At 65.9% G+C, this 11549-nt stretch carries 13 protein-coding genes; 7 read left to right on the forward strand and 6 right to left on the reverse strand.

Going from position 1 to position 11549, the window contains the following annotated elements; translation table 11 throughout:
- Positions 1-4: 4 nt before the first annotated feature.
- Genes ASF09_RS15255 through ASF09_RS15270 form a run of 4 tightly spaced genes read left to right on the forward strand, consistent with a single transcriptional unit; the run spans position 5 to position 4012 of the window.
- The gene (locus ASF09_RS15255; protein WP_060527098.1) at positions 5-1831 is read left to right on the forward strand and encodes a DUF885 domain-containing protein; all 1827 of its coding nucleotides are present in this window, start codon (positions 5-7) and stop codon (positions 1829-1831) included.
- The gene (locus ASF09_RS15260; protein ID WP_156359393.1) at positions 1828-3333 is read left to right on the forward strand and encodes a S10 family peptidase; all 1506 of its coding nucleotides are present in this window, start codon (positions 1828-1830) and stop codon (positions 3331-3333) included. The genes ASF09_RS15255 and ASF09_RS15260 overlap by 4 nt, the downstream gene beginning before the upstream one ends.
- An 11-nt stretch (positions 3334-3344) precedes the next feature.
- A complete protein-coding gene (locus tag ASF09_RS15265) occupies positions 3345-3719 on the forward strand; it encodes an ArsC family reductase (RefSeq protein WP_443025027.1) in 375 nt (124 codons plus the stop codon).
- A gap of 11 nt (positions 3720-3730) precedes the next feature.
- On the forward strand, positions 3731-4012 hold the full coding sequence (locus ASF09_RS15270) for a DUF427 domain-containing protein (protein ID WP_060526986.1): 282 nt from the start codon (positions 3731-3733) through the stop codon (positions 4010-4012).
- Positions 4013-4175: 163 nt separating this feature from the next.
- Here the strand turns inward: ASF09_RS15270 and ypfJ are convergent, their stop codons facing one another.
- Entirely contained in the window at positions 4176-5090 is a 915-nt protein-coding gene (gene ypfJ / locus ASF09_RS15275; RefSeq protein WP_060526987.1) for a KPN_02809 family neutral zinc metallopeptidase, read from the reverse strand.
- Positions 5091-5191: 101 nt separating this feature from the next.
- On the opposite strand from ypfJ, the gene ASF09_RS15280 reads away from it, so the two are divergent.
- Positions 5192-5977 (forward strand): 3-hydroxybutyrate dehydrogenase, encoded by a 786-nt coding sequence (locus ASF09_RS15280; RefSeq protein ID WP_060526988.1) that lies wholly within the window; start codon positions 5192-5194, stop codon positions 5975-5977.
- A gap of 86 nt (positions 5978-6063) precedes the next feature.
- Positions 6064-6720 (forward strand): DUF4893 domain-containing protein, encoded by a 657-nt coding sequence (locus ASF09_RS15285; protein ID WP_082444323.1) that lies wholly within the window; start codon positions 6064-6066, stop codon positions 6718-6720.
- 56 nt (positions 6721-6776) lie between these two features.
- Here the strand turns inward: ASF09_RS15285 and ASF09_RS15290 are convergent, their stop codons facing one another.
- Both ASF09_RS15290 and ASF09_RS20755 read right to left on the reverse strand, forming a co-directional pair.
- The gene (locus tag ASF09_RS15290) at positions 6777-7745 is read right to left on the reverse strand and encodes a cation diffusion facilitator family transporter (protein ID WP_060526989.1); all 969 of its coding nucleotides are present in this window, start codon (positions 7743-7745) and stop codon (positions 6777-6779) included.
- 256 nt (positions 7746-8001) lie between these two features.
- Positions 8002-8166: a hypothetical protein gene (locus ASF09_RS20755; protein ID WP_164913371.1), complete on the reverse strand. Its 165-nt coding sequence runs from the start codon at positions 8164-8166 to the stop codon at positions 8002-8004.
- A 191-nt stretch (positions 8167-8357) separates the two neighbouring features.
- On the opposite strand from ASF09_RS20755, the gene ASF09_RS15295 reads away from it, so the two are divergent.
- Positions 8358-9740 (forward strand): helix-turn-helix domain-containing protein, encoded by a 1383-nt coding sequence (locus tag ASF09_RS15295; RefSeq protein WP_060526990.1) that lies wholly within the window; start codon positions 8358-8360, stop codon positions 9738-9740.
- A 138-nt stretch (positions 9741-9878) separates the two neighbouring features.
- Here the strand turns inward: ASF09_RS15295 and ASF09_RS15300 are convergent, their stop codons facing one another.
- The 3 genes from ASF09_RS15300 to ASF09_RS15310 form a co-directional block, all read right to left on the reverse strand.
- Positions 9879-10826 carry an aldo/keto reductase gene (locus ASF09_RS15300; RefSeq protein ID WP_060526991.1) on the reverse strand — a complete coding sequence of 316 codons (948 nt, stop codon included), beginning with the start codon at positions 10824-10826 and terminating at the stop codon, positions 9879-9881.
- The gene (locus ASF09_RS15305; protein ID WP_235529847.1) at positions 10823-11023 is read right to left on the reverse strand and encodes a hypothetical protein; all 201 of its coding nucleotides are present in this window, start codon (positions 11021-11023) and stop codon (positions 10823-10825) included. Before ASF09_RS15305 ends, ASF09_RS15300 begins: the two co-directional genes overlap by 4 nt.
- A gap of 114 nt (positions 11024-11137) precedes the next feature.
- Entirely contained in the window at positions 11138-11509 is a 372-nt protein-coding gene (locus ASF09_RS15310; protein WP_060526993.1) for a hypothetical protein, read from the reverse strand.
- Positions 11510-11549 lie beyond the last annotated feature (40 nt).

Raw genomic sequence — 11549 nt, forward strand, 5'->3', positions numbered from 1 at the left:
CCTGTTGACCGTCAAATTGGTGATTGCCGCGCTGTTGTCCACCACGCTCACCGTTGCCGCTGCGACGGCGCAGGCGCTGCCCCCGCCCACTGCGCAGCCCGGCGAGAGCGCGGACGATGCGCGGCTCAAGCGGCTGTTCTACGACAGCGACGAGGCGAGCCTGAAGCGCAATCCGATCGATGCGATCTTCCGCGGCGATCTGCGCTATGCCGACCGGCTCGGCGACTATCTGACCGATGCTTATCTCGCCGGCGAACGTGCGGCGATCGAGCATGACCTCGCCGCGCTCAAGGCGATCGACCGGACCAAGCTGACGCCGACCGATCAGATCGCCTATGACGTGTTCAAGACCCGCAACGAGACCGATCTCGCCGGCTACACACCTGCGATCCTCAAGGTCCAGCGCGACCTGCCGATCGATCATTTCGGCGGCTTTCAGACCTTCTATCCGGACTTCGCGTCGGGCAAGGGCGCGGCGCCGTTCAAGACACTTGCGGACTACGACAACAACCTGAAGCGCAACGCGCAATATGCGGTGGTGCTCGACCGTGCGATCGGACTGTTCCGCCAGGGCATGAAGGACAAGATCGTCCAGCCCAAGCTGGTCGTCACCAACATGATCCAGGAGTTCGACAATCTGATCGCGGAAGGCGTCGAGGGCTCGACCTTCTACGGCCCGGTGAAGACCTTCCCCGCGACGATCTCGGCGGCCGACCAGACGCGTCTCAAGGCGGCGTTTGCGAAGCAGATCCGCGACGTCATCACGCCCGCGCACCAGCGGATGCGCGATTTCCTCGCCAAGACGTATCTGCCGGTCGCGCGCGATACGGTCGGGCTGTCCGCGCTGCCCGGCGGCGATGCCTATTACGCCTACCTGATCCAGCAGCGCACGACGCTGCCGATGACCGCCGAGCAGGTCCACCAGCTCGGCCTGTCCGAGGTCGCGCGGATCCTGAAGGGGATGGAGGCGCAGAAGCAGGCTGTCGGGTTCAAGGGCGATCTGCCGGCGTTCTTCACCTTCCTGCGCACCGACAAGCAGTTCCAGCCAAGTTCGGTCGCGCAGCTGCGCGACGGCTATCAGGCGATCGAGAAGCGCATCTATCAGCGGATTCCCGAGCAGTTCTCGCTGACGCCGAAGACCGCGCTCGAAATCCGCCCGGTCCCGGCGTTCAAGGAGAAGACCGCGGCGGGCGGCTCGTACGAGGGCGGCACGCCGGACGGATCGCGGCCGGGCGTGTTCTATTACAACAGCTACGACCTGCCCTCGCGCTACATGTGGGAGATGGAGACGCTGTTCCTGCATGAGGGCGTGCCGGGGCATCATTTCCAGATCAGTCTCGCGCAGGAGAACACCGCTCTACCCGCCTTCATGCGGTTCGGCGGCAACACCGCCTATGTCGAGGGCTGGGCGCTCTATGCCGAGAGTCTGTGGAAGGAACTCGGGATGGAGACCGATCCGTATCAGCGGATGGGCGGGCTGAACGACGAGATGCTGCGCGCGATGCGGCTGGTGGTCGACAGCGGCATCCATGCCAAGGGTTGGACGCGCGACCAGGCGATCGACTACATGCTCGCCAATTCGCCGATGGCGCGGACCGACGCGACCGCCGAGGTCGAGCGTTACATTGCTATTCCCGGCCAGGCGCTGGCCTACAAGATCGGCCAGTTGACGATCGCGCGGACCAAGGCGAAGGCGCAGGCGGCGCTTGGGGCGAAGTTCGATCCGCGTGATTTCCATGCGCAGGTGCTCGATACCGGATCGCTGCCGATGCCGGTGCTCGAACGCAAGATCGACTCGTGGATCGCGGTCGGCGGGGGGACCGCGAAGTGATCGCGCGCCTCGTCATCGCGCTGGCCGCAACCAGCCTGCTCGCCGCGCCGATCGCGGCGCAGGACAAGAAGGAGACCTCGACCGTCGAGAAGAAGGTCGACGACGAGCTTAAGTTCCCGCCGCTCCCCGCCGACAAGACGGTGCGCCAGTCGGCGTCGATCGGCGGCCGGTCGATTGCGTACGACGCGACGATCGGCACGATTTCGGTGCGCGACGACAAGGGCAAGGAGATCGGCCAGGTCGTCTACACGTCCTATGTCGCCACGGGAGGCGCCACCAACCGCCCGGTGACGTTCGCGTTCAACGGCGGCCCCGGCGCGTCGTCGGTCTACCTCAACCTCGGCGCGGTCGGGCCCAAGCGCGTCCAGTTCGGCGCGCAGGGCAACGCGCCGTCCGACGCACCGATCACCACCGACAATCCCAACAGCTGGCTCGACTTCACCGATCTCGTCTTCATCGACCCGGTCGGCACCGGCTTCAGCCGCAGCCTGGTCGACGAGGAGAAGACCAAGAAGGCGTTCTACGCCAACGATCCCGACATCAAATATCTGTCGAAAGTGGTCTACGACTGGCTCGTGAAGGCCGGGCGGTTGCGCTCGCCGAAATACGTCATGGGCGAAAGCTATGGCGGCTACCGCGCGCCGCGGATCGCCTATGAACTCCAGTCGCAGATCGGCGTCGGCGTCAACGGGATCGTCATGGTCTCGCCGTATCTCGATCCCGCCTCAGGCGACGGTGCGACTGCGCTCTCGCCGTTGCCGTGGATGATCGACCTCCCGTCGATGGCGGCGGCGCATCTCGAGCAGCAGCATCAACTGACCCCGGCGGCGATGGTCGACGTCGAGGCGTACACGCGGGGGGCCTTCGCGACCGACCTGCTGCGCGGACGCACCGATCCGCAGGCGGTCTCACGGCTGGTCACCAACGTCAGCCGGCTGACGGGGCTCGATCCGGCGCTGGTCCAGAAGATGGGTGGCCGCGTTGATTCCGCGACGTTCCTGCGCGAGATCCACCGCGCCGACGGCACGATCGGCAGCGTCTACGATTCGAACGTCACCGCGTTCGATCCGTTTCCCTGGTCCGCGCAGCGCCAGTCGAACGACCCGATCCTCGACGCGCTGATCGCGCCGACGACCAGCGCGATGGTCGATTTCGTCACGCGCGTCGTCGGCTGGAAAACCGACGCGCGCTATCATGCGCTGTCGTACGCAGTGAACGCGGCGTGGGATCGTGGCAAGCCAGACGACACGCCCGTCACCGACCTGCGGAAAGCGATCGCCAACGATCCCAAGATGGCGGTGATGATCGTCCACGGCTGGGACGACCTGTCCTGCCCGTTCTTCGCCTCGCGGCTGATCGTCGACCAGATGCCGAGCTTCGGCGCGACCGAGCGCGTGAAGCTCAACGTCTATCCGGGCGGGCACATGTTCTACAGCCGCGAAGACAGCGGCGCGGCGTTCAAACGCGACGCCCGCGCAATCTATGCGGGCAAGGCCGAGTAAAATCGGTCACGATGACACAGGAGACGATTTTGGCGATCACGATGTTCGGGATCAAGAACTGCGACACGATCAAGAAGGCGCGAACCTGGCTCGACGAGCACCGCGTTCCCTACGCGTTTCACGACTACAAGACGGCGGGAATCGACGCAGCGCATCTGCACGACTGGATCGGTCGGGTCGGTTGGGAAGTGTTGCTCAACCGTGCGGGGACGACGTTTCGCAAGCTTCCCGAAGCCGACCGGGCTGACCTCAATGCGGACAAGGCAGTGGCGCTGATGCTGGCGCAGCCGTCGATGATCAAGCGCCCGGTGCTCGATACCGGCGAGACGCTGCTGGTCGGGTTCAAGCCCGAGGCGTATGACGCGGCGGAGTTGGAAAGCGTCTGAAGGAGACTCACATGCCTGTTGCAACTTGGAATGGTCACGAGATTGCCCGGTCCGACGATACCGTCGTGGTCGAGGGCAATCATTATTTTCCCGTGGACAGCGTAGATCCGGCATTGCTGGAGGACAGCGCGACGCACTCGAACTGCCCGTGGAAGGGCGTGGCGAGCTACAAGACGCTGGTCGTCGACGGGAAACGCAACGTCGATGCGATCTGGTATTATCCCGACCCGAAGTCGGCGGCGGCGGAGATCAAGGACCGGTACGCATTCTGGAAGGGCGTGACGGTCGGCTGAGCCCCGCTAGCGTGGTCGAGGCCGCGGTTATGCTTAAACCTACGCCGTCATCCTCGCGCAGGCGGGGATCCATACTGGCTAGCGTAGCGTCGGATTAGCGACGTAGCGGATATGGATCCCCGCCTACGCGGGGATGACGAGATATCAGGGATACGCGGTCAGGTCAGATCGCACCCGAGAACGTATCGCACTGCTGCGGGTCGCCGCTGTCGAGCCCGCGCTTCAGCCACGACTGGCGCTGTGCCGACGTACCGTGCGTGAAGCTGTCGGGTACCACGCGGCCCTGCGTCTCCTTCTGCAGCGTGTCGTCGCCGATCGCCTGCGCCGCGGTCATGCCCTCCTGGATATCGCCCGCCTCGAGCCGCGACTTGTTCGCCGCCGCCCAGACGCCTGCATAGCAATCCGCCTGCAGTTCGAGCCGGACCGACAGCGCATTGCCTTCGGTCTCGCTCGCCTGGCGCTGCGCCTGCTGGACCTGCGCGTTGGTGCCGAGCAGCTTCTGGATGTGGTGACCGAATTCGTGCGCGATCACGTAATCCTGCGCGAAGTCGCCCTGCGCGTGGAAGCGGTTGGCGAGTTCTGAGAAGAAGCTGGTGTCGAGATAGATGCCCTGGTCAGTGGGGCAGTAGAACGGCCCCATCGCCGACTGCGCCGCGCCGCAGCCCGAGCGACCGTTACCCGAATAGAAGACGAGCTTGGGCGCTTCGAATTTCTGGCCGTTCTTCTGGAAGATCGCCTCCCAGGTGTTGTCGGCCGAACTGAACGCGTTGCATGCCGCCTTGCTCTCGGGGGTCAGGTTGCAGCTTGACGCCGTGTCGGTACCAGCTCGCGGTCCGCTCTGCGTGGTCGGCGCCGACGATTGCCCGCCACCGAGCAGGCCGCCAAGACCGCCCATGCCGCCGAACACCGCCATCAGGATCAGTACGACGACGATCCCGCCGCAGCCGAAGCGGCTGCCGATCATCGGCAATAGCCCCATCAGCAGGCCGCCGCCACCGCCACCAAAACCTCCGCCGCCGCCGCCCGAGCCGCGCTGGTCCTCGACGTTGATGTTCGGATCGTAATCGTCGAGCCGCATGATATGCCCCTTTTCGTTTCTGCTTGGGAACGAAATGCGCAAGGTGGCGCTAGGGTTGCACGGCCATCGTATCGGCCGAACGCGAGAAGCGAGGAGTGCGTATGTTCCTGAAGGGCAAGACCGCGGTCATCACCGGATCGACCTCTGGTATCGGGCTCGCCTACGCCAAGGCGTTCGCAGCGGAAGGCGCCGCGGTCGTCCTCAACGGCTTCGGTGATTCGGATACGATCGAGCGCGAGCGCGCCGCGTTGGCGCAGACCAGCGGTGCCCAGGCGCTCTACGATGCGGCGGACATGACCAGGCCCGACGAGATCGCCGCGATGGTCGCGCGTGCTGCGGCGGAAACCGGCAGCGTCGACATCGTCGTCAACAATGCCGGCATCCAGCATGTCGCGGGGATCGCCGATTTTCCGATCGACAAGTTCGACGCGATCATCGCGATCAACCTGTCCTCGGCGTGGCACATGATGCGCGCCGCGGTCCCGTTGATGCGCGCGAAGGGCTGGGGGCGGATCATCTCCACCGCGTCCGCGCACTCGCTGGTCGCGAGCCCGAACAAGTCCGCCTACGTCATGGCCAAGCACGCGATCGCCGGGCTCACCAAGACGATCGCGCTGGAGACCGCGACCGACGGCATCACCGTCAACTGCATCTCGCCGGGCTATGTCTGGACGCCGCTGGTCGAGAACCAGATCCCCGACACGATGGCAGCGCGGGGGCTGACGCGCGACCAGGTGATGAACGATGTCCTGCTCGCCGCACAGCCGACCAAGGAATTCGTCACCCCCGAACAGGTCGCGGCGTTCGCGCTGTTCCTGTGTCGCGACGAGGCGAAGGCGATCACCGGCGCGAACCTGTCGATGGATGGCGGCTGGACCGCCGCGTGAACTTTAGTCGCGGGGGCGTTCGAAAAACCATTGCCGTTCAAGGGGATGCGCGGGTAGCCTGGGTCAAGCCATGGGGACACCAGACGATGCGGACTTGGTTCGGAACTGCCTCGTGTGTGATGATCGCGGTCTGCGGATCGGCTGGTATCGGCGTCGGAACGGCGGGGGCCTATCCGTCCCGCACGAGCCTCGACTGGCGCCGAGTCGCCACCACCGCGGACCGCGCGCGGCTGCGGAGCTGGCGCGAAGCATGGGTCAACGCGCTCGCGCAGGTCGATCCCCGCGAAGTGACGAACGATCCCGTCCTGTTCGATCCCGATCGTTCGCTGGTCGACCCGTTGCCGCCCTCGGGTGCGTATCGGTGCCGCACCTACAAGCTCGGCGCGCGGGCGGGGATCGGTCCGACCTTTACGCGGTCAGGCTGGTTCGCCTGCCGGTTCGGCGCCAGCGATGATGATGGCGGCGACTCCGACGACGATGGCGAGAGCGTTGTCAGCCTCGTCAAGCTCGACGGATCGCAGCGCCCGGTCGGTACGGTCTTTGCCGACACCGATTTTCGGGCCGTCTTTCTCGGGACAATGGAGCTTGGCGATGAAAAGCGGCCGATGCGCTATGGTCGCGACGCCAACCGCGACATGGCCGGGTTGATCGAACGGATCGGGACGGATCGTTGGCGCGTGGTGCTGCCCTACCCCCGGTTTGAATCGGTGCTCGACGTCGTCGAACTGGTGCCGGCCAGCTAGCGCGCGGCCGCCGGCCCCGTGGTTCGGTCTGACTTGCTGTAGCGACGCGTCGCGGTTCAGGCGGGTTCTGGGGTGCCAGTCGATACCGGCGCGAGTGCCGCGTTCTCGCGCTTTTCCGGCCGGATATAGATCGACGAGAGCGTCGGCACCGCAGCGCGCAATTCGGTTTCGATCGCCTCGATCAGTGTCTCGCCGTCGCCCATCGTCACCGAATCGTCGAAGTCCGCGCTGATCGCCGCGAAGATGCTCTCGGGCGCGGTGTGGATCGTGCGGACATGATTGACCGAGACGATCGCGGGATGCGCGGACACGATCTTGCGGATCGTCGCGATCACCGCCGGGTCGGCGCGCTCGCCGATCAGCAGGCCCTTCGATTCGCGCGCGAGCAGCACCGCTACCAGCGCGAGGATCACCCCGATCGCGATCGAGGCGGCGCCGTCGATGCGCGGATCGTTGAACGCATGGCTCGCCCAAATACCGATCCCGGCGATGACGAGACCGGCGAGCGCCGCGGAATCCTCGAACAGCACGATGAAGCCGGCGGGGTCCTTCGACCGGTGGATCGCCTGCCACCAGCCCATGTCGCCCTTCGACTTCGAGAATTCGCGCACCGCGATCGTCCAGCTGCTACCCTCGAGCGCGAACGAGATCGCGAGGACGACGTAGTTGATGGTCGGGCTGGTAAGCGGTTCGGGCTGCCGGATATGCCGCCAGCCTTCGAAGATCGACACGCCCGCGCCGATCGCGAAGATCAGGATCGCGACGACGAACGCCCAGAAATACAGTTCGCGGCCATAGCCGAACGGGTGCGCCTCGTCGGCGGGACGCTTGGCCTTTTTCTGGCCGTAGAGCAGCAGCACCTGGTTGCCGCTGTCGACCACCGAGTGGAAGCCCTCGGTCAGCATCGACGACGATCCGGTCATCCCGGCGGCGACGAATTTCGCCACGCCGATCCCGAGATTGGCGGCGAGGGCGCCGTAGAGGACGATGTCGTCCTTGATGCGAGCGGTCAGTGTCTTGGCCATCCCGCCGTCCTACACGAGGGGACTGGGTTGGAAAGGGGCGGAATTTGAACGCAAATCTCCCTTCCCCCTCCCTGAAAGGGAGGGGCTGGGGGTGGGTAGGTTTCCGCATTTCTCGACCCGGTGCGACACGAGCGGGCCGACCCACCCCCAACCCCTCCCTTTCAGGGAGGGGCGAAGTCGGAGGAAACAGGAATACCCGCCGGCGGACGAGCCACCGGCGGGATCCTTTCCTCCCCAGGAAACTGTGTGAAGCGGTTTAGCCGAGCCGGCCGAGGCGGTGGTACAGCGCACTCATCCGCGTCAGCCGTTCGTCGTCGATCGAGGTCTTGCTGATCATCTCGCCGAGGACTTCCTTCATCAGCGCGAAATCGTTGGTCGAGAAGACGGCGCGGGCGCGAGGTTGTTCGGTGGTCGTCTGCATGGCTTGCCTCCTTCAATGATCGTCTTGTCTCTCTCTTTACACCGAGCGTGTGTCGAGAGAGGCGATACACAGGCAATAGCGTTCGAAGCCGGCAATTTGGAAGGCCGTCCCGTGCCGCCGCAACGTCGCGGTGTCCGTCCAGCTTGTGCAACACGTGTCGTTCTGTAAACATCGTGACAGGAGGGTTTGCGATGGCGGAACGGAAATTGCTCGCGGGGCATGCGATCCGTCGCTTGCGGCGCGGGGCGGGGCTGACGCAGGCGGCGATGGCCGACATGCTCGCGATCAGCCCGAGCTATCTCAACCTCGTCGAGCGTAACCAGCGGCCGATCTCCGCGACGCTGCTGATCAAGCTGGCCGAGAGCTTCGACTTCGATCCGCGGTCGCTCGCGGCGGGCGAACCGGGCGGCGGCGCGGATGCGATCCGGCGGCGGCTCGCCGACCCGATGTTCGCCGACCTCGAGATCGACCGCAACGAAGTCGAGGAATGGCTCGCCAGTGCCCCCGGCGGTGCGGCGGCATTTGCGCGCGTGTTCGACCGGATCGGCGGCGGCGCAGTGGTCGCGGCGGGCGACGATCCGGTCACCCTCGTCCGTCGCGAGATCGAGCGTTGGCGCAATCATTTCGCCGATCTCGACGCCGCGGCCGAAGCGCTGGCCGACGAACTGCGGCTCGGCGCAGGCGATCTCTACGGCGCGATCGCCGAGCGGCTGCGCGCGAAGCACGGCCTGACCATCCGCGTGCTGCCCGCCGACGTGCTGCCCGACACACTTCGCCGACTAGACCTGCACGCGCGGCAACTGCAGTTGAGCGAAATGCTCGACCCCGCCTCGCGCACGTTCGCGGTCGCGTTCCAGCTCGGGCAGATCGAGGCGAAGGCGGAGATCGATGCGCTGGCGAAAGGCGCCGGGTTCACCGATCGCGCCGCGGAACGGCTCTATCGCCGCCACCTGCTGGGCTATTTCGCCGCAGCGCTGATGATGCCGTACGCCCGGTTCCTGCGCGGGTGCGAGACCACGGGGTATGATATCGAACTGCTGCAACGCCGGTTCGGCGCGGGCTTCGAACAGGTCGCGCACCGGCTGACGACGTTGCAGCGCGTCGGCGCGCGCGGGCTGCCGTTCTTCATGATCCGGATCGATCGGGCGGGGCAGGCGTCGAAGCGCTATCCCGGCGCAAGCGGCGCTGCGCTGGTCGAGGCCGACGGGCGTTGTCCGCTGTGGCGGCTACATCATGCGTTCGACCGACCGGGCAGCCTGATGGTGCAGCTGGTCGAACTGGAGGACGGCGCGCGCTGGCTGACGATGGCGCGCACCGTGACGCCGCAGGGCAGCCGCTTTGGTGCAGTGCATGCCGAGTTCGCCATTGGTCTTGGCGTCGCGGCGGCGCAGGCGGGTGTGCTGGCGGCGGCGAGCGGCTTCGATCTGGCGGGGCGGGCGATGCCGATCGGCCTCGGTTGCCGCGCCTGTTTCCGCAACGATTGTCCGCAACGGTCTGTCGCGCCAGCAGGGCGGGCGCTGCTGATCAACGAGCGGGAACGAAGGACGTCCGCGCTGACGTTTGCGGGCGACTAAGGGAGCCCTTCTAATCCTCCCCCGCAAGGGGGAGGTGGCAGGCGCTTGCCTGACGGAGGGGGAGGAAGGCGAAACCGCTGTTCCCTTGTCCTCCGTCACCTTCGGCGACACCTCCCCCTGGCGGGGGAGGATTAAGGGTCAGGCGCCAGCGACCATCAGCGCGTCCAACTGGTCCTTCGACAGTTCCAGCGTCATCGCCGGCAGCAGGTCTTCGACCTGCTTCACGCTCGTGGCGCTCGCGATCGGTGCCGTAACGCCCGGCTGCGCAATCAACCACGCCAGCGCGACCTGCGCGTGGGTCGCGCCAGTAGCTTCGACGACCGAGTCCATCGCGTCGAGGACGGCCTTGCCGGTACCTTCGAGCAATTCGCCCATCCGACCGCCGCGAACGCTCTGGTTTAGATCGTCCTTCGTCCGGTACTTGCCGGTGAGGAAACCCGAGGCGAGCCCGTAATAGGGCAGCACACCGATGTTCTCGGTGACGCAGTAATCCTGCAATTCGCCCTCGAACTTGGTGCGGCTGACGAGATTATATTCGGGCTGGAGGACATGATAGCGCGGCAAGTCCGAAGTCTTGGCAGCCTCGACCGCAGACTTGAGGCGGGCGGCGTGGAAGTTTGACGCGCCGATCACGCGGACTTTCCCCGCATCGACCAGCTTGCCGAACGCTTCGAGGACAGCCTCCTGCGTCTGCGAGTCGTCGTCCTGGTGCGCGTAATACAGGTCGATGCGATCGGTGCCGAGGCGCTTGAGCGAGGCTTCGGCAGCGGCGGCGATACGCGCGGGGGCGAGCTTCTCGCCGCCTTCGCCGGGGAGCATGCCGACCTTGGTCGCGATCAGGACGTCGTCGCGCTTGCCGCTGGCCTTCAGCCATTCGCCGATCATGCTCTCGGACTCGCCGCCCTTGTGGCCGTCGACCCACGCCGAATAGACGTCCGCGGTGTCGATCATCGTGCCACCGCCCGCGACGAACGCGTCGAGCACGGCGAAACTGGCGGTGCGGTCGGCAGTCCATCCGAAGACGTTGCCGCCGAGGACGAGCGGGGCGATCTTGAGATCGGTCGAGCCGAGGCGGCGGAGGGTCATCGGGTCTGATCGCTTTGATTCGAGGATCGGTCAGTGTCGTCAGGAGCGGCGGCGACCGCGTTCAGGTCGACGCTGTTGGCATCGAGCATCGCGGCGGCTTCGTTCAACTGGTGCGCTTCGTCGGCGGTGACGGCGCCGGGTTCGCTCGCAGGCGAACACGCCGCGAGCGCCGAGATAGCGAAAAGCGCCCCCACCATCATACCGTCATGCCAGCGAACGCTGGTTTCCTTCCACGAGGGGCGTCGTGACCCTGACCGGAAGCCCCCAGCGTTAGCCGGGGTGACGGAGAAGTGGGGGCGCCTTGGCAAGGCTTAGTCCTTGATCGCTTTGCCCGCGCGGGTCAGCGCATTGCCGGTGGCGTCGGCAGCGCGGTCCGCACCGTTGCTGATGGAGGCGCCTGCACGGTCTGCGCCGGCCTCGATCCGGTCGCCGGCGCGGTCGGCCTTGGCGTCGAGGTGATCGGTCGAGTTGTCGATCTTGGCACCGGCATTGTCGAGCGAACGCTCGGCCGAACCCAGTGCGCGATCGCTGGCGGCGCTGACGTCGTCGACGGCATTGGCCGTGGTCGCGCTCGCATCGGCGGCGATCGCGTTGGCGGCCTGTGCGGTCTGGTCCTGCGCGTTGTTGCTGCAGGCTGCGAGGCCGGCGGTGAGCGCCAGGGCGGGGATCAGGAACTTCTTCATAGGTATCTACTCCCGTGGATGTCGTCTTGTGGACCGGGTA

The sequence above is a fragment of the Sphingomonas sp. Leaf242 genome, assembly GCF_001422045.1.
Taxonomy (GTDB): domain Bacteria; phylum Pseudomonadota; class Alphaproteobacteria; order Sphingomonadales; family Sphingomonadaceae; genus Sphingomonas.